The sequence below is a fragment of the Massilia sp. SYSU DXS3249 genome (assembly GCF_053668055.1).
In genome coordinates, this window is sequence record NZ_JBSIPX010000005.1 from 48,428 (window position 1) to 72,243 (window position 23,816).

The 23,816-nt window shown below is 65.0% G+C and carries 9 protein-coding genes; 5 read left to right on the top strand and 4 right to left on the bottom strand.

The window, feature by feature from the left end:
• Positions 1-46: 46 nt before the first annotated feature.
• Both ACWCIA_RS08010 and ACWCIA_RS08015 read right to left on the bottom strand, forming a co-directional pair.
• Positions 47-844: a carbon-nitrogen hydrolase family protein gene (locus tag ACWCIA_RS08010; RefSeq protein ID WP_454162153.1), complete on the bottom strand. Its 798-nt coding sequence runs from the start codon at positions 842-844 to the stop codon at positions 47-49.
• A 1-nt stretch (position 845) separates the two neighbouring features.
• Complete coding sequence (locus ACWCIA_RS08015; RefSeq protein WP_454162154.1) at positions 846-5,033, bottom strand: YhdP family protein; 4,188 nt, start codon at positions 5,031-5,033, stop codon at positions 846-848.
• Between the two features lie 182 nt (positions 5,034-5,215).
• Here ACWCIA_RS08015 and glnE point away from each other — a divergent pair, with 182 nt between their 5' ends.
• From glnE to ACWCIA_RS08040, 5 genes are all read left to right on the top strand, one after another.
• Positions 5,216-7,954: a bifunctional [glutamate--ammonia ligase]-adenylyl-L-tyrosine phosphorylase/[glutamate--ammonia-ligase] adenylyltransferase gene (glnE, locus tag ACWCIA_RS08020; protein ID WP_454162155.1), complete on the top strand. Its 2,739-nt coding sequence runs from the start codon at positions 5,216-5,218 to the stop codon at positions 7,952-7,954.
• 411 nt (positions 7,955-8,365) lie between these two features.
• The gene (locus ACWCIA_RS08025) at positions 8,366-11,248 is read left to right on the top strand and encodes a TonB-dependent receptor domain-containing protein (RefSeq protein WP_454162156.1); all 2,883 of its coding nucleotides are present in this window, start codon (positions 8,366-8,368) and stop codon (positions 11,246-11,248) included.
• A 460-nt stretch (positions 11,249-11,708) separates the two neighbouring features.
• The gene (locus tag ACWCIA_RS08030; RefSeq protein WP_454162157.1) at positions 11,709-14,597 is read left to right on the top strand and encodes a TonB-dependent receptor domain-containing protein; all 2,889 of its coding nucleotides are present in this window, start codon (positions 11,709-11,711) and stop codon (positions 14,595-14,597) included.
• A 136-nt stretch (positions 14,598-14,733) separates the two neighbouring features.
• A complete protein-coding gene (map, locus tag ACWCIA_RS08035; RefSeq protein WP_454162159.1) occupies positions 14,734-15,498 on the top strand; it encodes a type I methionyl aminopeptidase in 765 nt (254 codons plus the stop codon).
• Positions 15,499-15,845: 347 nt separating this feature from the next.
• Positions 15,846-18,809 carry a TonB-dependent receptor domain-containing protein gene (locus ACWCIA_RS08040; RefSeq protein WP_454162161.1) on the top strand — a complete coding sequence of 988 codons (2,964 nt, stop codon included), beginning with the start codon at positions 15,846-15,848 and terminating at the stop codon, positions 18,807-18,809.
• A gap of 199 nt (positions 18,810-19,008) precedes the next feature.
• On the opposite strand, the gene ACWCIA_RS08045 is transcribed toward ACWCIA_RS08040, so the two are convergent.
• Both ACWCIA_RS08045 and ACWCIA_RS08050 read right to left on the bottom strand, forming a co-directional pair.
• A complete protein-coding gene (locus ACWCIA_RS08045; RefSeq protein WP_454162163.1) occupies positions 19,009-21,909 on the bottom strand; it encodes a TonB-dependent receptor domain-containing protein in 2,901 nt (966 codons plus the stop codon).
• A 296-nt stretch (positions 21,910-22,205) separates the two neighbouring features.
• Positions 22,206-23,771, bottom strand: coding sequence for a hypothetical protein (locus tag ACWCIA_RS08050; RefSeq protein WP_454162164.1), 1,566 nt, complete (start codon positions 23,769-23,771; stop codon positions 22,206-22,208).
• Between the last annotated feature and the right edge of the window lie 45 nt (positions 23,772-23,816).

The following is a 23,816-nucleotide window of genomic DNA, read 5'->3' on the forward strand; positions in this document are numbered from 1 at the left end:
CGGCGCGAACGCGCATCGGCAATGGGTGGAGCCGACCACCCTACGTTTACATCTTGCGGTGCCGCAGGGCGGGCAAGCTCTCGCGCACGCCGGCCAGGAAAGCCGCATCGAGCTCGCCGCCGACCACGCCTTCGCCTTCGCGCAGCACCGACTTGACCTCGCCCCAGGGGTCGACCAGCATGCTGTGGCCGAAGGTGCGGCGGCCGTTCGCATGGGTGCCGCCCTGGGCCGCGGCCAGCACGTAGCACTGGTTTTCGATGGCGCGGGCGCGCAGCAGGACTTCCCAGTGCGCCTGGCCGGTGGTGTGGGTGAATGCGGCCGGCACCACGATCAGTGCGCACTCGCCCATCGCCCGGAACAGTTCCGGGAAGCGCAAGTCGTAGCAGATCGACAGTCCGACCCGGCCGAAGGGCGCGTCGAAGCTGCCGACGGCGTCCCCGGGCACGATGGTGCGCGCCTCGTCATAGGATTCGCTGCCCTTGTTGAAACCGAACAGGTGGATCTTGTCGTAGCGGCCGATGGCCGATCCTTGCGGGTCGTACACCAGCGTGGTGTTGAGCACGCGGCCGGCGTCCTGCGAGACCAGGGGCAGCGTGCCGCCGATCAGCCAGATGCCGTGTTCGCGCGCCAGGCCGGAGAGGTATTCCTGGATAGCACCCTGTCCAGGCTGCTCGGCATGGGCGACCTTGTCGGTGTCCGTCATGCCCATGATCGGCCAGTATTCCGGCAGCGTCACCAACGTGGCGCCGGTCGCGGCGGCCTCGGCCACCAGGCGGCGCGCGGTGGCAAGATTTTCCTCGACGATCGGCGTGGATACCATCTGGACTGCGGCGACACGAGTCATCTTATTTCTCTTTCGCTGAGGCCGCCTGACGCGGCGGCGGGTTGTCGATCTTGGTAATGGTAGGCGATTTCCACGGCCCGGTAATCTGCATTTGATAAGTCAGCGCTTTCATGACCGGTGCGCGCAAGAACAATTGCGCAAGATACGAGCCGATGCCGATGACCGGGTTGACCGCCAGGCCGTACACCAGCGGGCCGGTGCCGAGGTTGAACTCGGGAATGACGACGACGCGCAAGTTGGTCGATTCGTTCGCGATGTCGGCCGTGCCGTCCATCAGCACGGTGGCCGCCACGCCGTGCATCTTGAGATTGTCGGTCTTGATGATGCCGCGGGTAATCATGGCGTTGGCGCTGATGCCATCAAAAGCCAGGCCTTCCGAAAACACGTCGTGGAAGTCGAGCTTGAGCAGGCGCGGCAGGGCCTGCAGGCTGAGCACGCCCAGCAGCTTGGCCGCGCCCGGGTCCTGTTTCAGGAACTGGCCGCCGCCCACGTTCATCTCGATCTGGCCCGACAGCGTCGGAATGTCCAGCGAATACGGCAGCCCGCTCCAGGATATGTCGCCCGACATCTTGCCTTTGCCGCGGCGCAGGGTTTCCGGGAAGCCGAGACGGTCGAGCAGGCGCCCCGCGTCGAGGATGTCGAGCGTGAAATTCATGCCGGTATTGCTCTTGCCGTCCTTGGTCAGCCAGCGCCCGGTCGCCTTCAGCTGGCCGTCGGGGTTGGTCAGGGTCAGGCGGTCGATGCGCCACTCCTTGCCGGCCAGCGCCTGCACGTTGCTCGCCTGCAGGTCCAGGCGGCCGAACTGCTTGTTGAACAGCTCGAAGCGCTCGGCCACGATGTCGAGCGCGGGAATGGTCGCGCTCGCGCCGCGGTTCGATTCCAGCAGATCCTTGACGTCAGCCGCCGACGAGGCCGGGATCACGAGCGAGGCCAGGCGCGCCGTGACCTTGCCCACGCCCTGCCCCTGCCCCTGGCTCCAGGTCAGGTGGCCCGAGGCCTGGCGCGAATTCAGGTTCGCCTGCCAGGCGCTGCCGCGGTGGGAGGCGCCCACCACCACGTCGGCCATGCGCCGCTCGCCGATGAAGAGTTCGGTGGCGCGCGCCGCGATCGTGGTCGGCATCACGTATTGGGCGAAGTTCGGGCCAGCTCCACCGGCAGCACCCGGCGCGGCGCCATCACTTTCCCCGGCGATCGCGCGCCCCGCCGCCAGCCATGCATCAACGTTGAGCGACTTCATGTCGACGTTGATGCTCATGCCCTCGTCCGGCTCGGGCGCCGGCACGTTGACGCCGATGCCGCCACGTTCCACGACCCAGGCGCTGTTCGGCTGCCGGCTGCGCAGGTAGCGCGCGGCCACCGCGTTGCCCAGCGACAGGCGCAGCTCGTCGCGGCCGACGCCGTCGACGGTCGGCGCGCCGTCCAGCACGAAATGCAGGGGCAGGCTGTCCGCCTGCGCCTTGTTCAGCGGCGCCGGCAGTTCCATCCCGAGCCCGGCCAGGGTCGAGTCGATCGTGACGCCGAGCCGGCGCTCGCGCACCGTGATGGCGCCCGTGTAGCGCGTGCTGCCGGACAGGCGTCCCGCCAGGCGCGCCAGCGCCGGCGGCGCACTGCGCCGCATGCCGTCGGCCATCAGGGTGCCGCCCAGGCGGATCGCGATCGCGCCGTCGCGCCCCGTGCCGCCGCTGAGCGCCAGCGGGCCGCCGAGGAAACTGGCGCCGATGCCGTTCAGGTTGAAGCCGTGCTCGTTGAACTCGACCTTGCCGAGGGCGGCCTGCAGCGGCGGCAGGTCGGGCAGCAGCTGGACGTCGTTGTTCTGCAATTGCAGCGCGCCCTGCACCTTGGTATCGGGCAGGTGCGCCAGCGGCATCTGCAGCTTCAGCCCGAGGCGGGCGTTGCCGCTGCCCTGCGTGTCCTGCGTGAAATGGCCGATCCAGCCCAGCACCGGGCTGGCTGCCACATAGCGCAGGAAGTCCTGCAGCGCGCCGCTGGCCGTACCGTCGATGTCGAGCATCATGTCGTGGGTGCCAAGGCTCGGGATCACGGCGCGCACGTCCTTCAATTGCAGGCCGAGGGTGCGCAGCGACTCGCCGTGGATCTCCATGCGCGCGCGGTCGAACACGATGCTGCCGTCGATGCCCTCGGCCAGCGGCCACTGCGGCTTGTTGTCCGGCAGGCGGTGGCCGGGCGCGTATTCCAGCACGGCGCCCGCCAGGCGCCCCGCGACGCGGAATTCGCCGCGTGCGCGCTCGGCCGCATTGTCGGCGCGGAAGGGGAAATCGGCCAGGTCGCCGCGCAGGCGCAGGCGCACGTCGTTCAGCATCCCGCCCTGCAGGGCCGAGGTGAGCCAGCCCCGCAGCCCGGGCGGCGTGGCCAGCGGCAGGAAGCGGCCGACCTGGGCGATCTGGAAGCCGTCGAGGGTGCCGGTGATGTCGGCCACGCCCGGGCCATGTCCCTGGCCCAGCGGCAGTTGATGGCGTCCGGACAGGCTGCCGCGCAAGGAGCCCTGCGCGAACTCGAGCTTGTCGACCTCGACCAGCAACTGTTCCCCGGGCTGGTAGCTCCAGCGCGCGCCCAGCGCCAGCCGGTCGAGCGGCATCGCCGCTTCCTCAAACCAGGCCGGCATGCGCAGCGCCAGTGCCGAGGAGTCGAGCGTCAGGCTGCCCCCGGTGTCGGTGGCGTCGATGCTGCCGGAAAGATTGTCGAAACCGGGAATGGCCGGCATGGCGGCCTGCGCAGGCACGCCGGGCGCCGCCGCGACTGCGGCGCGTGCCGCCTGCGGCTGCAGGCTCAGCCCTGCCACCCTGCCCTTGACGCGGTAGCCCGCCAGGCGCGGAGCCTGTCCATCCAGGCGCCCGTCCCAGGAGGCGGAAAAATCGAGCAGCCGGCCGCGCGGCGCGAAACTGGCGAGCGCCTGGCGCTGCACACTGGATAGCGGCAGCTGCGCGGCCAGTTCGGCCAGCGCGGCGAGGTCGACCTGGCGCGCCTGGACCGCGACCCGCTGCGGCTTGCCGTTGCGCGCGGGCGTGAAGGTTTCGCTGATCGTCGCCGGCGGCAAGGCACGGCCGTCGCGGGTGACGACGACGAAATTGTCCAGGCTGACCGTGTGGCCGTTGGCGCCGAAGGTCGGCTTGCCGTCCGCCTTGCCGGGCACGAGCTCCTCGCGCGCCGACAGCCGGCCCGATACGCTAGCCAGGCGCAGGGCCGGCAGGTCGGGCTTGACGCGCGCGGCCACGCCGGCCAGCGCCAGGTCGGCGGTGAAACCAGCCAGGCGCGCCTGGTCGAGTTCCATCCAGGCGCGCAGCGAACCGCGTCCGCTGCCGACCTGGAAGGGATAGTCGAGGTACTGGCGCCAGGCGGCCAGGTCGGCCTCGCGCAGGTCGGCGTAAATCTCGCCCTTCCAGCGCGCGATGTCCGACGAGCGGCTGCCGAAACGCGGATGGGTGAAGCGGGCGCGCACGTCCAGCGGCTGGGCCAGCGCCGCGGGGGGCGTCGCCTTCAGCGCGAGACGGTGCGTGGTCCAGTGGTTCTGCAGCACCAGCGTGACGTCGCGCAAGGCCAGCGGCGCCGCGCCGCGCTGGGCGTCGACCCAGTCGACCCGGCCCTGGCGGACCAGGATTTCGCGCTGGCGAAACGCCCAGTCGCCGCCGGGCCCGCCCTTTTCCTCGTCCTGAGGGTCGATGCGCATGCCGGCCACATGGATGACGCCGGCCGCGTCGCGCCGCACGTCGAGGTGCGGCCGGATCAGTTCGAGCGTCTCGAAGCGCGGCTCGGCCGCCAGCACGCTCCACCACGACAGGGTGGCCGATACCGAGGGCAGCGCCAGCACCTGGCGCCTGCCCTTGTCGACCAGGGTGACATCGCCCAGGAACAGGGAGGGATTCAGGCCGTCCCAGGACGCGTAGATGCGCGCGATCGACACCTGGTTGCCGAGCGCGCGGCTGGCCAGGCGCTCGATGTCGTCTTTATACAGGTCGATGTTCGGGAGGATGGCGTAGCGCAAGGCCAGGAACAGCAGGGCCAGCGCGAAATACACGAACAGCACCAGCTTGACGGTAAACCCGAGCACGTGGTGCGAAGCCAGGTTCGCATAGCGGTAGGCCGCACGCAGGCGCCTCCAGCGCGCCGCAAGCGGCTGGTGCGGCTCGTGCGCGTCGACTGCCTCAGCTGCCTGCGGTTCCGGATTGTGCATCAAGGTGCTAATAAAAAGGCTCGCCGTAAAGTACTTATAAACAACTGAAATCTTTGAAAGAAGAGCGCTTGCTACGAATGCGGCGTCTACCTTACCATCGTGCTGACCGGGGCAGCACGGCGGGCAATTTTACCGCAAGCATGCCTGCCGGACCCGCTTTTCCACTCCTGCCGGACCCTCCCATGCCCCCTGCTTCCGACGCCCCTGCATCCCAGCCTGCTCCCCATCTCGGGTCCCGCTACTACCAGCGCTGGACGAATGCCGCGCCCGGCCGCGCCGAGCGCGTGGCCGACCTGGCCCGATTATCGCTGGCCTGCCCGGATTTCGGCGCGTTATTGGATCAGGAACTGGCCGGCGGAGCGAAGCTGCCGGGCGCCATGCGCCGCCTGCGCAACCTGGTCGTCTGCGGCCTGATCCGGCGCGACCTCGACGGACTGGCCGACCTGGACGAAGTCGTCAGCGCCATGACCGGCCTGGCCGATTTCGCCATCCGCACCCATGTGGCCGAGTTGATGGACGAACTGGTGGCGGCCCACGGCATGCCGGTCGGCGCCGAATCGCAGCGGCCGCAGGAGATGCTGGTGCTGGCGATGGGAAAACAGGGCGGCGGCGAACTGAACGTGTCGTCAGACATCGACCTCATCTTCGTCTACCCGGAAGATGGGGAGACAGCGGCCGGGCCCGGGCAGCGCCAGCTGTCGAACCACGAATTCTTCATCCGCCTCGGGCGGCGCCTGATCGGCGCCCTGTCGGAAGTGACGGAAGACGGCTTTACGTTCCGTGTAGATATGGCACTGCGCCCGAACGGGAATTCCGGGCCGCTGGCCGCCAGCCTCAACATGGTCGAGGAATACCTGATCGTCCAGGGACGCGAGTGGGAACGCTATGCCTGGGTCAAGGCGCGCGCCGTCACCGGCACCCAGGAAGACATCGCGGCGCTGGAAGCGATCGTGCGCCCCTTCGTGTTCCGCCGCTACCTCGACTTCGGCGTGATCGACGCGATCCGCAATATGCACGCCCAGATCCGCGCCGAGGTCAACCGCCAGGAACGCCTGCACCCGGACCGCAGCAACAACGTCAAGCTGGGGCGCGGTGGAATCCGCGAGATCGAATTCCTGGCCCAGGTGTTCCAGCTGATCCGCGGCGGGCGCGACCCGGCCCTGCGCGAGCGCTCCACGCGCCAGACCCTGCGCCTGCTCGCCGAGCGCGAGCTGATGGCGCCCGACACCGTCGCGCGCCTGCTCGACGCCTATAACTTCCTGCGCAATCTCGAGCACCGCCTGCAATACCTGGAAGACGCGCAAACCCATACCCTGCCCGCCAATGACGCCGACCGCCTGGTCGTGGCGACGATGATGGGTTTTTCGAGCGTGGCCGCCATGCTCGAGCGCCTCGAGGAAGAGCGCGCCTTCGTCGCAAGCCAGTTCGACGACATGTTCGCCGACAAGAGCGCCCCCGCCGCCGAGGAAAGCGCCGGGCTGGAGGCCATCGCGGCCGATCCGGAAGCCGTGGCCGCGATCGAGGCCCACCTGGCCGGGCTCGGCTACGACGATGCGGCCGGCAGCGCGCGGCGCCTGGCCGGCACCTGGAACGCGCCGCGCCTGCAGGGACTGCCCGACGCCAGCCGCGCGCGCCTGCTGGCCCTGGTCAACCTGGCGCTGCCTCAGGTGGCGCGCATCGTCGAGGAAGCCGGGGTCGGCAGCCACGGCGCCACCCTAGCGCGCCTGCTCGACTTCCTGGAGGCGATCGCGCGCCGCTCGGCCTACCTGTCGCTGCTGACCGAATACCCGCACACGCTGGAACGCGTGATCCGCATGATGCATGCCAGCGGCTGGGCCGCCACCTTCCTGACCCTGCACCCGATCCTGCTCGACGAACTGCTGGACGACCGCGGCGGCATCGACGAGCCGGCCCATCTGGCCGCCAGCCTCGACGCGAAACTCGGGGAAGCCGCAGGCGACACCGAGCGCCAGCTCGACATCCTGCGCGAGACCCACCACGCCCAGCTGTTCCGGCTGCTGGCGCTCGACCTCGCGGGCGAGCTGTCGGTCGAGCGCCTGGCCGACCACCTGTCGGCGCTGGCCGACGTCGTCGTCGCCGCTACCGTGCGCTGGGCCTGGCGCACGGTGGCTACCCGCCACATCGAGGAGCCGCGCTTCGCCGTCATCGCCTACGGCAAGCTGGGCGGCAAGGAGCTCGGCTACGTGTCCGACCTCGACGTCATTTTCCTGTTCGACGACGAGGACGACATGGCGCCGTCGAACTACGCGAAGCTGGGGCAGCGCTTCATTACCTGGATGACGGCGCATACGCCGGCCGGGATCCTGTTCGACATCGATACCGCCCTGCGCCCGGACGGCGCCAGCGGCATGCTGGTGAGTTCCCTGTCCGCCTTCGAGCGCTACCAGCACAACGCGGCCTGGGTCTGGGAACACCAGGCGCTCACGCGCGCCCGCTTCTGCGCAGGCGACGCCGCCATCGGCGCGCGCTTCGAGGCGATCCGGGAAAGCGTGTTGCGGCGCGACCGCAGCGCGCAAGCCGAAGAACTCAAGGCCGAAGTCGTCAAGATGCGCAAGCGCATGCACGACGCCTATCCCAACCGCACCGACCTGTTCGATTTGAAGCAGGACAGCGGCGGCATGATCGACATCGAGTTCATCGTCCAGTACCTGGTGCTGCGTTATTCGGCGGTCCATCCGCAGCTCACGGCGAACGCCGGCAACATCGCGCTGCTGCATCGCAGCGCGGAGCTCGGCCTGGTCGACAAGGCGCTTGCGGTCGCCGCGGCCGATGCCTACCGCGCCATGCGCAAGCTGCAGCACCAGTTGCGGCTGCAAGGCCGCGAAGCCCGCCTGGCGCTCGCGCTGGTCGAGAAACACAGCGCCAACGTGCGCGCGCTGTGGGACAGCATTTTCGGCTAAGTATCAAATAAGCATCAACGGCGGTCCATCCGCGTTTCCGCCCGATTCCAGCCGGGCTGCACTTTTTATTGCTGCAATGCACCACTTCGGTGCACCCTCTCCCTATGACAATGCGCCGCCGCCCTGCTTTCATGCAGGGCGGGCAAGCGTTCGCGCCTGTATTTATGTATGCACAAAAACCAGTAAAAGAAAAACAAAATTTTTGGCCGTCTTTGTTGTGTTGCTTTTAAGACGATTTTTGGCACCGCCTGTTGACATTGATCAACTGAAAGTGTTCCATACGCAAGTCTTGTCGACAATAAATACGAGTCTCGACCGGGCGCCAGCGATGGTTTCCTGTCTGCTTGTCCGAAGTCACAAGCCGATACAGCTGCATACGAAACACCCAAAAATTATTTTTTCGGAGAGTCCATGTATCAACGTACCAAAATCGCGGTTGCCGTCACCCTGGCAGTCAGCGCGATGTCCGCCTTTGCACAAACCGCTACCACCACCGACGCGCCACTGCAGCGCGTGGAAGTGACCGGTTCCCGTATTCGTGCCGTCGACCTGGCCACCGCTCAGCCGATCCAGATCATGAGCCAGGAACAGATTCAGAAAAGCGGCCTGGTGACGGTCGGCGACATCCTGAACACGCTGTCCTCGGCTGGTAGCCCGGACTTCTCGCGTGGCGCGGTGCTGACCTCGAACCGCGAGATGGGCGGCCAGTTCCTGAACCTGCGCAACCTCGGTTCGAACCGCCTGCTGGTGCTGGTGGACGGCAAGCGCTGGAGCCAGTCGGTTGACGGCTTCACCGACATGTCGACCATTCCGTCGTCGATGATCGAACGCATGGAAATCCTGAAAGACGGCGCATCGGCCATTTACGGCTCGGACGCGATCGCAGGCGTGGTCAACATCATCCTGAAAAAGCAGATGGAAGGCGGCCAGTTCAGCGGCTACGTCGGCCAGAACAAAGAAGGCGACGGCAAGACCGAAGACTGGGCACTGTCGTACGGCATCGCCGGTGACAAGGGCTCCCTGATGTTCGGCCTGTCGCACGCCGAGCAGGGCACCGTGTGGGCACGCGATCGCGCGCTGACCCGCTTCCAGTACGGCCCGAACCACTTCGACGCAGGTCTCGGCGGCGGTCCATGGGGCCGTATCACGGCAGTGGGCCCAGCCGGCAACTCGGTCGCCGGCACCGTCGGCAACCGCGTGATCAACCACACCGGCACCTATGACGGCGTGGGCACCAGCCAGGATTCGCGCAATTCGGCGAACTACCACGCGTTCAGCAACGCCATCAACGAAGACAAGTACAACTCGACCAAGGACATGATGCTCCAGGCGCCGAGCCGCCTGACCTCGATCTTCACCAAAGGCACGCTGAACCTGCCGATGGACATGCGCTTCACCACGACCGCGATGTTCGCCCAGCGCGGCTCGAAGACCCAGGTCGCCGGCTACCCGCTGAACAGCCTCTCGCAGGTCGCCAACCCGGTCTACATCAGCCGCGACAGCTACTACAACCCGTACGGCAACCAGGGCGTCGGCATCGCCGCCGGCACCGGCCAGGACCTGTTCTTTGCCCGCCGCGTGATCGAAAACCCGCGCGTCACCAAGAACAAGAACCGCACCCTGCACATCGACGCCGCCCTTGAAGGCAGCCTGAACCTGGGCGCGAGCGCCTGGGACTGGAGCGTTGGCTACAACCACAGCTCGGTCAGCGGCAGCACCGCCAGCACCGGCAACGTCAACCTGGTCAACCTGAAGAAGGCCCTGGGCCCATCCTTCGTCGGCGCCGACGGCGTCGTGCGTTGCGGCACCAGCATGGCTGCGATCGTTCCAGGCTGCGTGCCGTTCAACATCCTGGGCGGCCCATCGGCATCGACCCCGGAAGCGCTGGCTTACATCAACCACAAGGGCGGCGGCTCCTACGCCAGCACCGTCAACAGCGCTACCGCCGACCTGAGCGGCGAGATCTTCCAGCTGCCGGCAGGCGGCCTGGGCCTGGCAGTCGGCGTTGAACGCCGCGAAGTGCGCGGTTCGGACAATCCTGACTCGCTCGAGCAGCTGGCACTGACGACTAACCTGGCAGGTTTCAGCACGATCGGCAAGTACAGCGTCAAGGAGGCGTATGCCGAATTGAACGTTCCGCTGCTCAAGGGCGTGCCGTTCGCGCAAAGCCTGAACCTGAACCTGGCCTCGCGCTATTCGGACTACAGCAACTTCGGCGACACCACCAACAGCAAGGCCAGCATCACCTGGAAGCCGATCAACGACCTGCTGGTACGCGGCACCGTGGCGGAAGGCTTCCGTGCTCCGGCCCTGGGCGACACCTTCGGCGGCGGCTCGCAGTCGTTCGACAGCTACCTGGACCTGTGCGACAGCCTCTACGGCCGTGCTTCGCGCGATGCGACGGTGGCAGCGCGCTGCGCAGCCGACGGCGTGCCTGCCGGCTTCCGCCAGCGTAACCAGGCAGGCGCAGCCGTGCCTGCCAGCGGCGCCCAGACCCCTGTGGCCTTCAATACCGGCGTCGGCAATAACAGCCTGACCCCGGAAACGGCGACCACCCGCACCGCCGGCTTCGTGTACAACCCGTCGTTCGTCAACGGCCTGACCGTCGCGATGGACTACTTCGACATCGAAGTCAAGAACCGCGTGTCGGACATCAGCGTGAGCTATACCCTGAACCAGTGCTACGTGGAAAACGTGCAAGAGTTCTGCAACAACTTCTCGCGTGATGTCACCGGTCAGATCACCCAGCTGAACCGTGGCAACAAGAACATGGGCTCGCTGTCGACCAAGGGTATCGACCTGGAAGTCAACTACCGCCTGCCGCGCATGGCCTACGGCCAGTTCGCAGTGCGTAGCCAGACCACCTACGTCGACGAATACCTGCTGCAGAGCACGAACGTCTCGGAAAAGCTGAACTACGCAGGCGACTACGCAATCTACCGCGTGAAGTCGAACGCCAGCCTGGACTGGGCGCTGGGTAACTGGTCCGCCACCCTGGGTGCGCGTTACTTCAGCCCGATCAAGACTTCGTGCTGGACTGCCACCGTCGAGTGCAACAACCCAGAAGGCCAGAGCAACAGCTACGACGGCTACAACCTGCTCGGTTCGCAGGTCTACACCGACCTGAGCGTTGGCTACAAGACCCCATGGAATGGCAAGATCATGGTTGGCGTCAACAACATCCTGGGCAAGAAGCCACGTTCGAACTACGACGCCGGTTCGTCGGCAGCCGCAGTCGACACCGACGTGCCGCTGGACCGCTTCGTCTGGGTCCGTTACAACCAGTCGTTCTAAGCAACGCCTGCACGGCCCGCTCACGCGGGCTGTCACAAGAATGCCCGCTCGCGCGGGCATTTTTTTTGCCTTTTTCCCGCCCCCACTCCCCGCCCCACGCCCCCCTTTTCTCCGTCTTTTCTGCGCCGCAATGGCCATCGCGCCGGAGATTTAACAGTCATGCAGTCCGCGTAAATACCAAATATTCGCCTTTAAAGCACCGGAGCCGAATCGTCAAGGGCGATTCGCAATATTATCCGCCTGTAAATACGCCTCGTTGCAACAATTCCGAAATATTATGTGGTTTGATTGACAGTAACATTCCCCAGATGCTTCTATTGCCGTCTTGGAAGCCAACGAACAATTAAATCAAGTCCCTCGGCTTCCGGACAGTCGCCCCGCGCGACCTTTTCTGTAGCGGCATGCTGCTCCCGGCATGGCCGCGCTTCATTAGGAGTTTTGCAATATGATGGAAACAATCTTGTCCCGGTCGGTCCGTGCGATCTGCCTGGGCGGCATGGCCCTCGGCATGCAAGCCGCATACGCGCAGGAAGCTGCACCGACCATGCAACGCGTCGAAGTCACCGGCTCGCGCATTCGCCAGGTCGACCTGGAAACGGCCCAGCCCGTCCAGGTGATGAACCAGGAACAGATCCAGAAGACCGGCCTCGTCACCGTCGGCGACATCCTGAACAACCTGTCGTCGGCCGGCGCGCCTGACTTCAGCCGCAGCGGCTCGCTGACCTCGAACGCGGAAGCCGGCGGCCAGTACGTCAGCCTGCGCAACCTCGGCTCGAACCGCCTGCTGGTGCTGGTGGACGGCAAGCGCTGGACCCAGACCGCGGCCGGCTTCACCGACCTGTCGACCATCCCGTCGGCCATGATCGAGCGCCTGGAAATCCTGAAGGACGGCGCTTCGTCGATCTACGGTTCGGACGCGATCGCCGGCGTGGTCAACATCATCCTGAAGAAGAACCTGGAAGGCGGCCAGCTGTCGCTGTACACGGGCCAGAACCAGGAAGGCGACGGCAAGAACAAGGACTTCTCGCTGACCTACGGCGCGACCGGCGAGAACTCCTCGCTGATGTTCGGCCTGTCGCACACCGAGCAGGGCATCGTCCGCACCGGTACCCGCGACATCACCAAGTTCAGCTACGGTCCGGACCACCCGTTCGACGGCCTGGGCGCCGCACCATGGGGCCGCATCACCCCGGTCAGCGCTTCCGGCGGCTCGAACACCACCGCGGCCAATGGCGGCTTCAACCGCATGCTGAACCACACCGGCACCTATGACGGCGTCGGCATCGGCGCCAACTCGCGCGACCAGAACAGCTACCACACTTACGCCGGCGCGAAGGAAGACAAGTACAATTCGAGCCAGGACATGGACCTGCTCTCGCCGAACAAGCTCGACACGCTGTTCGTCAAGGGCGAGATCACCCTGCCGCGCGACATGCGCCTGACCTCGACCGCGATGTACTCGCAGCGCCAGTCGACCCGCACCATCGCCGGCTACCCGCTGCAGTCGACCTCGCAGGCCAACTACCCGGTCTACATCAGCAAGGACAGCTACTACAACCCGTACGGTAACCAGGGCATCGGTATCGCCCCGGGCGCCGGCCAGGACCTGTTCTTCGCCCGCCGCACCATCGAGCTGCCGCGCGTGACCGACAACGAGAACCGCACCCTGCACATCGATGCGGCGCTGCAAGGCGATATCTCGGTCCGCGGCCTGCCGTGGAACTGGAGCGTCAGCTACAACCACAACAAGGTTTCGGGCACCCAGTCCGACACCGGCAACATCAACCTGCTGGCGCTGAAGCAGGCCCTCGGCCCATCGTTCATGAACGCTTCGGGCGTCGTGCAGTGCGGCACCCCGGGCGCGCCGATCGGCCTGGCCTCGTGCAAGCCATTCGACATCCTGGGCGGCCCATCGGCCTCGACCCCGGAAGCGCTGGCCTTCGTCAACACCATGGGCACCAAGACCTACGGTTCGACCATCAACAGCGCCAACGCCGACATCGCCGGCGAACTGTTCCAGCTGCCTGCCGGCGCCCTGGGCCTGGCGGTCGGTATCGAACACCGCGAAGTCAAGGGTTACGACATTCCTGACCAGTTCTCGCAGTCGGGCTACTCGACCAACCTGTCGGGCCAGGCAACGATCGGCCGCTACAGCGTGCGCGAAGCGTACGCCGAGCTGAACGTTCCAGTGCTGAAGAACAAGCCGTTCGCTGAACTGCTGAGCTTCAACCTGGCGACCCGCCACTCCGACTACAGCAACTTCGGCGTGACCAACAACAGCAAGGCCAGCTTCATGTGGAAGCCGGTCAAGGACGTGCTGTTCCGCGGCACCTGGGCTGAAGGCTTCCGTGCTCCGACCGTGGACGACGTCTCCGGCGGCGGCTCGCAGTCGTTCGACACCTTCCTGGACCCGTGCGACACGCAGTTCGGCGAAGCATCGCGTGACCCGGCAGTCCTGGCACGCTGCGTCGCTGCCGGCACCAGCGCCACCTACCGCCAGCTGCAGCAGGCAGGCACCCCGATCACCGGCACCACCGGCACCCAAGGCCTGGTGGCGTTCAACTCGGGCGCCGGCAACCAGTTCCTGACCCCGGAAACTGCCGTCACCAAGACCGCCGGCCTGGTGTACAGCCCGTCGTTCGTGCCTGGCTTCACCGTTGGCCTGGATTGGTACAACATCGCCATCAAGAACCGCATCACCGCAATCGGTGCGACCTATGTGGCGAACCAGTGCTACATCTCGGGCAACCCGAACTTCTGCAGCGCGATCCGTCGTGACGCGGCCACCGGCCAGATCAGCCAGCTGTCGCGCGGCAATGCCAACCTGGGCGAAGTGGAAACCGAAGGCCTGGACCTGGCACTGAACTACCGCCTGCCGCGTACTGCGTACGGCCAGTTCAGCCTGCGCAGCGAAACCTCGTACACCGACAGCTTCCGCACCCGCAGCAGCGCGGACCAGGAGTGGAGCGAATACGCCGGCGAGTACTTCTACAACCGCGTGAAGTCGAACAACTCGATCGACTGGTCGCTGGGCAACTGGAGCGCCAACTGGGGCTTCCGTTACTACAGCCCGGTCAAGGACCTGTGCTGGGATACCGACGTCGAGTGCAACATGCCTAACGCCGAAACCACCTTCGGCACCGGCGCCAACAAGCTCGGTTCGGTCACCATCCATGACATGAGCGTCGGCTACAAGACCTCGTGGAACGGCCGCATCCTGGTCGGCGTGAACAACGTCTTCAACAAAGAGCCGCGCATCGTGTACAGCACGCAAGCATCGGCTTCGTCGGTTGACGCAGACATGCCGCTGGACCGCTTCTTCTACGTGCGTTACAACCAGTCGTTCTAATGGCAGGGGGTCGCAAGCCCCTTTCCTGAAGAGCTGACCGAATGCCCGCCGGGTTTGCCCGGCGGGCATTTTTTTTCCGCCGCTGCGGTATCATGGCGGATTGCGCGGCAAATCCGCGGCTATCCAAGAACGAACAATGGCAATCAAACTCAAGAACGACAAGGACATCGCGAAAATGCGCGTCGCCGGCCGCATGGCCGCCGAGGTACTGGAGATGATCAAGGAGTACGTCGTTCCCGGCGTCTCCACCGAAGAACTCGACCGCCGCTGCAACGAATACATCCGCAAGGTGCAGAAAGCCACGCCGGCCAACGTCGGCTACCACGGCTTCCCGAAGACCCTGTGCACCTCGGTCAACGGCGTGGTCTGCCACGGCATCCCGAGCGAGAAGGACATCCTCAGGGACGGCGACATCGTCAACATCGACGTCACCGTCATCAAGGACGGCTGGCACGGCGACACCAGCCGCATGTACTACGCGGGCACGCCGAGCGCGGAGGCGAAGCGCCTGGTCGACACCACCTACGAATGCATGATGGCGGGCATCCGCGCGGTGCGCCCCGGCGCGCGCCTGGGCGACGTCGGCCACGCGATCCAGAAGCTGGCCGAAGGCGCCGGCTTCTCGGTGGTGCGCGACTACTGCGGCCACGGCATCGGCCGCGTCTACCACGAAGATCCGCAGGTGCTGCACTACGGGCGCCCAAACACCGGCCTGCTGCTCAAGGAAGGCATGACCTTCACCGTCGAGCCGATGATCAACGCCGGCGACGACGAAGTGGCCCAGCTCGACGACGGCTGGACGGTCGTCACGCGCGACGGTTCGCTGTCGGCCCAGTGGGAACACATGATCGCCGTGACGTCCAACGGCTTCGAGATCCTGACGCCGTGGCCGACACCCTAGCCCTTTGCAATCAGCAGAAACCCGCCACGCAGGCGGGTTTTTTTTCGTCCGAAGGTGCGATCGAGCCTTCCGGACCGCGGTGGACCCGGCGCTCCATCCGGTTGCGCCTGACATCCATTGCCTTGCAAAGCGCCAAAGGCACAGTAAAGGCCCAAGATTTATTTTTTGAACAATTTTGCAACACAATTAAAAGTAATGATTGTTGGTAATTGACATAATGTAAGTCTCGATGTTTCCATTAGAAATGGTCATGACAAAGCCGACTACACGTTTTGCGTGTTGAGTCTTTGATTTGACTAAAACAGTGTTGCTTTCAACGTTGAAATTCTTCTGAGGAGTGCTTCACCATGATGGAAACTATCTTGTCCCGGTCGATCCGTGCGATCTGCCTGAGTGGCCTGGCCGTGAGCATGGGCACCGCGTACGCACAAGAGATGCAGACGCAGGGCGGGCAAAACCAAAGCGGTGCTGCCCAGCAGCAGGCCGCCGCGGCAGCCGAAGGCCAGACGCCGGTCATGCAGCGTGTCGAGGTGACCGGTTCGCGTATCGCTTCGCCGAACGCCGATTCGCCGTCGCCGCTGCAGGTGCTGTCGGCCGCCGACATCGCCGCATCGGGCGCCGCCAACCTGCAACAGGTGCTGCTGGATAACCCGACCATGGGTTCGCCGGCGATCAGCCGTACCAACTCCGCTTTCCAGACCGCCAGCGTGGGTGTCGCCACCGTCGACCTGCGTAACCTGGGCACCTCGCGTACCCTGGTGCTGGTCAACGGCCGCCGTTTCGTTTCCGGTATCCCGGGCGACTCCGCAGTCGACCTGAACTCCATCCCGACCGACTTCATCGAGCGCGTCGAACTCCTGACCGGCGGCTCCTCGGCAGCCTACGGTTCCGACGCCGTGGCTGGCGTGGTCAACATCATCACCAAGAAAAACTTCAACGGCGTGATGCTGGACGCCCAGATGGGCGAGAGCTCCGAGGGCGACGACAAGAAGCGCAAGTTCTCGGCGACCTTCGGCACCAGCAACGACAACGGCTTCCTGATGGGCCACCTGGGCTACTCGCGCGAAGGCCAGGTATGGTCGCGCGACCGTGAGCGTTCGGCTGTCGACCAGAACGCGACCTTCTCCGAGGACGTTGGCGGCGCCTATCCATTCAGGGTCGACCGTCCTTTCTACTCCAGCTTCGCGCCGCAGGGCCGTTTCTTCCATGACACGGGTAGCTACACCTACGACCGGAACGGCAACGTCATTCCATGGAACACGAACGGCACCAATGGCGGCCAGGCCACCGGCTTCAACCGTAACGAGTTCCGTTCGATCGCCGTGCCGGTCGAGCGCTACCTGTTCGCCACCAATGGCGAACTCAATATCAACGAGAAGACCCGCGTCTTCATGGAAGGCACGTACGCCTCGTCCAATGTTTCCACGACCATCGAACCGTTCGCACTGGGCGCGGAAGACATCTTCCCGTCGACCGGCGGCCAGGTGCCGGCCGGTTCCCTGGTCAACGGCACCCTCGTCAGGAACCCGCTGGTGCCGCAGTACCTGTACGACCGCATCAGCGACAACGATGGCGACGGCATCCCCGACTATTACTTCACCCGCCGCCTGTCGGAAGTGGGCACCCGCGGCAGCACCGCGGACCGCGACACCTTCCGCTTCGTGACCGGCGTCAAGGGCGAGTTCGACGCCTGGAAGACCTGGGACTATGAAGTCTACGGCGGTTATGGCCAGACCAAGGAAGCCCAGGAGTCGACCGGCCAGGTCAACGTCCTGAACTTCGCCCAGGCACTGCAGGCGATCCCGGGCGCCAACGGCGGCGCCCCGATTTGCGCCAGTGCCGATGCGCGCGCACAGGGTTGCGTGCCGATCAACGTCTTCGGTTTCGGCACCATCTCGCCGCAAGCGCTGCAGTACGTGACCGCGCCGGGCTCGCTGCTGACCCGCACCACCCAGAAATACGTGGGCGGCCAGATCAACGGCGAGGTCTGGGACCTGCCGGCCGGCCCGCTGGGCGTGGCAGCAGGCTTCGAATGGCGCAAGGAATTCTCGAGCGCCGTGCCGGACGCCCTGACCCAGGCCGGCCTGAACGCCGGCAACGCGACGCCGCCGACCGCGGGTGAATTCAGCGTCAGGGAGGTCTTCCTCGAAACCCGCGTGCCGCTGCTGAAGGACATGGCGTTTGTCAAGGAACTGAACTTCCTGGGCGCCTTCCGCCGCGGCGATTACTCGTCGGTGGGCGGCGCCAACAGCTGGAACGCCGGCGTCGAGTGGACCGTCGTCAACGACGTCAAGCTGCGCGGCACCCGTTCGCTGTCGACCCGCGCGCCGAACATCAACGAGCTGTTCCAGGCGCCGAGCCAGGACTTCCCATCCGGCCTGAACGACCCTTGCCTGGGCGTGACCGCGACCTCGAGCGGCCCGTACGCCGCGCTGTGCCGCGCCGCCCCTGGCGTGGCGGCGAACATCGCCGCCAACGGCGCGTTTACCCTGAACCAGTCCGACATCCAGGGCGTCAGCGGTTTCAACCGCGGCAACCCGGAGCTGGAGGCGGAGAAAGGCCGTTCGACCACCTTCGGCGTGGTCTGGACCCCGCGTTCGATCGATGTGCTCAAGCGCTTCACCTTCACGGCCGACTACTTCAACATCGAGATCGCCGACGCCATCCTGAGCACCCCGCGCCAGTACGCACTGGAAAGCTGCTACAGCGGCTCGAACCCGGCACTGTGCGCGTTCATCACCCGCCGTCCGGCCGCCGTCGGCGCCAACAGCGCCGGCTCGCTGGACCTGGTCGACACCGCCGTGTCGAACACCGGTGGCTTCACGACCGAAGGTATTGACCTGACCGCGGCCTGGAACGACCGCGTCGGCCCGGGCCGCCTGTCGACCAAGCTGGCCTATACCTACGTCAAGGAAGGGTTCGTCATCCCGCTGCCGGGTGCCGAGAAGGATCCGTTCGCAGGCGAGATCGGCGCGCCGAAGAACAAGGCACTGTTCGATATCGGCTACAAGTGGAATGACGTCAGCGTCAGCGCGACCATGACCTACATCGGCCGCTCGGCACTGGACGACCAGTTCCTCGGCGCCGGCAACACGGTCAAGTTCGCTTCGCGTACCTACACCGACCTGCAGGCGTCCTACCAGATCAGGAAAGGTACCGAGCTGTACTTCGGTCTGAACAACGCGTTCGACACCCAGCCTCCGGCGATCATCTCCGGCCTGCCGGGCAGCGACACCGGTGCCGAAACCGATGCCGGCACCTACGATCCGATCGGCCGCCGCTGGTACGCAGGTATCCGCGTCAAGCTCTGATCCTTCCCTTCCGGGAACTGGAAACGCCGGGTTCGCCCGGCGTTTTTTTTACCGGACGTTCAACGACTTCAATATCCTGACGCCCTGGCCGAAGGGCTGAGCAGCCGGATCAGAAAAAAGAAAAGCCCCCGGTTTGCACCGGCGGGCTTTTTTGTACTTGCCCTGCCCGGCGAGCCGGGCGGGCCAGACAGCCTACCTGTTAGAACGTGTAACGCGCGCTCAGGTTGAAGTAACGGCCGTACGGGTTATGCAGCGACTCGCTGTAGCCGGTGGCGCCGTACAGTGGATCGTACGGTGCCGGCTTGTCGAACAGGTTCTGCACGTTCACGCGCATCTGCCAGTTCTTGAAGCCCGAGTAGGTGTAGCCCAGGCCGACGGTGACCCATTCCTTCACGGCGCACTGCGGGTAGTAGCTCTCGTACAGCGGGTTCGACGTGTTGCGGTCCGGCGCGGCGTCGGTCGGCTGCTTGGTGCCGAAGGCGCAGAACGGTTGCGCGTAGGTCTTGGTGTTGTCGTAGCGGCGCAGCAGCGAGACCGGACCGACGTAGTTCAGCGACAGGTTCAGCGCGTGGTCGGCGCGGGTCCAGGTGGTCGAGATGCTGGTCTTCCAGCGCGGCATCGGGTCGCCGGTGCTGATGTGCCAGTCGCTGTAGTACGGGTAGGTACCGGCCAGGTTGTGCATCGTGTCGCCTGCTTTTTCCTGGATCTTGTACGTATCGACGTAGGTCGAACGCAGCGTGCTCGACAGCGAACCCATCTCGCCCAGCTTGTTGCGCAGGCGCAGTTCGATGTCGGCGCCGGAGAGCTTGGTCTTGCCCTGGTTCTGCCATGGCGTGGCGACCATCAGCAGCGGGCCGGTGCCCGGGATCGGCTGGCCGTTGGCGCCGACCAGGAAGCTGCCCGGGTTCGTGTCGCGCGTGATCAGCTGCGGGAACTGGTCTTCGTTCTTCAGTGCATCGCTCGAGGAGCCGAGGACGATCTCGTTGCTGCGCACGATGCTGAACAAGTCAACCGTCGCGTCGAAGTAGCTGGTCGGCGAGAAGATGAAGCCGATGTTCTTGCTCTTCGATTCTTCCGGCTTCAGGTCAGGGTTGAAGCCGCCGGTACCGGCAATGCTGCGCGAGCAATCCTGGGTGGTGCCGCCGCCTGGCAGCGGGGTCGTGCGGTCAGGCGAGCAACGCTTCGGGTCGAACACGCCGCTCAGGAAGTACTGGGCGCCGCCCGACACGACCTGGCTCAGCGACGGCGCGCGGAAGCCTTCGGCGTAGGTGCCGCGGACTGCGAACTTGTCGTTGATGGTCCACTTGCCGCCGACCTTCGGTACGAAGTTGGTCTTCAGGCCAGGGTACTTGTCGACGCGGCCGGCGAAGTCGAACTCGAGGTTCTTCAGGACCGGGGTGCGCATCTCGACGAAGGCCGACTTGATGGTGCGGCTGCTGTCGAGGATGGTGTTGGCCAGGCCGTAGATCTGGCCGGTGGCGACCAGCGGATCCGGGTTCAGGCCGATGGTTTCACGGCGCACTTCGCCGCCGAATGCCAGGCCGATCTTGCCACCGCGCAGGTTGCCGAATTCGGTCGATGCCTTGGCATCCCACTGGGCGATTTCCGAGCTGTTTTCGGTGAAGACGTCATGGCCGATGTTCGGGTCGGCGTTCAGCTGGGCCAGCGAACGGTTCTGGGTCATCAGCGTGCGCAGGACCGGCAGGAACAGGCGGCCGTACGAAGTCTCTTCGCGGTCGGCGCGGTTCCACAGGACCGTGCTTTCCCATTCCAGGCCGAAGTTGGTGCCGCGCAGGCCGGCCAGGGCGCGCGTGCCTTCGTTGATCGTGCTCGAGCCGCCGCGCAGGCTGGTGAAGCGGTAGTTGACCGACGAGCGGGTGTTGGTGAACGGGTTGTCCGGGTGGCCGATCGGCAGGATCGCCTGGAACGGGGCGCCGACGCCGGAACCGGTGAAGTTGGTGACGCTGGTGGTGCCGATGGTGATCGGTGCGCCGGTGTAGTCGCGCTGGGCGCGCGAGTAGCCGACGTCCATGAAGGCGACCACGTTCTGGCCCAGCTTCAGTTCGCCATGGCTCATCACGTTCAGGTCGCGGCCGTAGCCCTGCGCTTCCAGGAACTGGTCGGCGTTGTAGTTACAGAAGGTGCGGCCGATCAGGGTGCTGGTCGACAGCAGGCCGTCGGCCGTGCTGCCGGTGATCTGCTCGCTGGCCGGGCAGCCCAGGTTGAACTGCATGTTGGTCGGGCCGGTCGCCTGGGTCACGCCGAAGTTGTTGCTAGGAGGGCTGGAGCGGGTTTCGCGGAAGTAGATCGGGTACTGCGAGACCGAGCTCGAGTAGTTCGACTTGAAACGGCCGTTCATGACCTGCAGCTGCTCGTACTTGACGTCCTTGGCGTCGCGGCGGGCGGTGCGGTCGCGCTGGTTCAGGTCGGCGGTGATCATGAAGGAGTAGCCGTCGCTCTCCAGGTTGCCCTTGCCCCAGATGCCGTTGACGCCCTTCTTGGCGAACTCACCGTCGTCGTTGGCGCCGTAGCGCGCGGCGATCTCGGCGCCTTCGTAGCTGGTCTTGAGGATGAAGTTGATGACGCCGGCGATCGCGTCGGACCCGTACACGGCCGATGCGCCGTCCTGCAGCACTTCGACGCGCTCGATGGCCGAGACCGGGATGCTGTTCAGGTCGTAGAGGACGGAATTGCCGCTGTTCGGGTCGGCGTAAGGCGCCGGGGTCACGCGGCGGCCGTTCAGCAGCACCAGGGTCGAGGACGAGCCCAGGCCGCGCAGCGACGCGGTGGCGGCGCCCTTGGCGAAGCCGCTGCCGCTGCCGAAGTCCTGGTTGCTGTCCGAGCCCATCGACGGCACGAACTTCATCAGGTCGGAAACGGTGGTGGCACCCGTGTTGCGGATGTCCTGGGCATTCATCACGCTCAGCGGCGAAGTGCCTTCGTTTTCGGTGCGCTTCAGGTTCGAGCCCGTGACGCGCACGACTTGCATCGCCGGTTCGGCGGTGGTCGCAGCGGCGTTTTGCGCCGAAGCGGTGTGCGCAGCGGCGAGTGCCATGGATACGGCGATGACGCTTTGCTTCAATACGAGTTGCTTGTTCAAAGTTTCCGTCCCTACAGTTGTTATTGATCTGACATAAGTTTCATATGCATCTCATGCATACAAAACCATACTGCCGGAGACTTTCTGTAGAGAAAACAACTTTTGTTTGTTTACGCCGAGATTTGTCATTCTTGTTGCAGAATTTCAACGAATGTAAGGAAATTCCTGCGTTTGTTTTGCAATGGGTCAAAAAAAACACCCCGAAGGGTGTTTTTTGCTGCATCGCAGCAGATTGTTGCGCGTAACCGAGTGCGTGTTCAAGCATGCACTCGCGCAGGCTTGCAGCCGCGGCCCCCTCAGGTCACAGGGAAACCTGTGCCGTTCCATGCATTCACGTAGAGAACCTGATCGGTCCCGGTCACGAAAACCTGGATCTGCTTGTCCTTTCCGAACACGGCTGGAGCGACCGTGGATTTCACGCCATAGCCCTTTGCCCGCCCGGGCAAGACAAACCATGTGTTGTCGCTTCCCATACCGTTGAACGAGATATCGTTGTCGCTGTTACCGGCGAAAACATACCAGCGCCCGCCAAGGACTGCAGCCTGCGGCGTTGTCGTGCCAATCGCAGTAGTCACTTCGCCGCTACGGTCCGGAGCGACGAAGGGCACCTTCGTCCAGCCGGCGTTCCAGTCCGCGCCGCGATGGCGCAGGAAAAACGAACTCGCTTCGCCAAACCCCTTTACCAGCACGCACAGCCCGTCAGCCACCACGGCCGCAGGCGCCTGGTCCGTGATTCCCGCCCCCGGCAGCAGCTGCCAGGCCTTGAACTTCTTCGCGTCGTGGATTTCCAGTACATCATCCGGAATGTTGTCCGGTACGGACCCGCCTGCGGGTCCTCGCGGCCGCGGCGGAGGGGCTACGTCGATCGAGTTATAGAAGATTTCGTTGTTGAGACCGCGGCAAAAAATGCTCAGCCGGCCACCCAGGAAGCCACCCGCGTCGTGGAACGCGGCAGCGGGCGCGGAATTCGCGCTCCCGCGACCGCCAACCTCGCTCCACTCTGCCCACGCGTCGTTTTCGTAATAGGTCAGGTAGAGGCGATCGTCCGTCTGGCCTTTCACGACCAGCCACAGTTTCGACGGCGAACTGGCGACAGCCGGCGCCGCCTCGGTGCGGCCGCCGCCGGGGACCTCCTGCCAGCCTTCCCAGTGGATTGCGTCCGAGGATTTGTTCAGGTAGATCCTGGCGTCCGTGCCTTTCACGAACACATGGAATTTGTTCTTGAAAAACGTGACGGCCGGGGAAGTATCGGTTTCGATACCGGGAATGGGAAGCCATCCGCTCCATCCGCTACGGTACACGTCGAAGCTCACCTTGTAGTCGGAGTTGGAACCACAACCGGCAGGCGTGTCGGTTCCGGGATAATGGCGCGTTTCGCTCCATCCGCTCTTTGTTCGCGCAAGCAATTGCGCACCGGTCAAAGATAACTGGTCGAGCGCGACCATGCCGTCGCAGTCGGCCGTCAGCAGCGGCAGCAGCACCTTTGTCGTCAGCGTGATGACGGCGGCGGCGCCGGCGGCCCACAGGTTCCCGGTCGCCGCTGCGGTCTCCCACAGCTTTTTCGCGAGCTGGTCCGCTATCTCGACCATGCCTTTTTGAACTGCGGACGGATCGCTGTGCCCGGCATTCACGATCTGGTAGTTGAAGGAGATTTTGACGCCGTCGTCCTCGATGGGCAGCGGGCCGATGATGGCGCCCACGTCGTAATCCCCTTCCCTGACATCGCCCATCGAGGCAAAGAACGGAGGAAAGGACCGGTCCCCGACCGTCACGCTGGACAGGAAGTAGTTGGCATCCTCGTCGAGCGAGCGCGTGTTATCGATGCGAACGTTTCGTACAGCGAAGTAATAACCTGTGAGCATGATGCACCTCCTCCAGGGCTTTCCTGCGGTTTAAAGCCGTTCAGT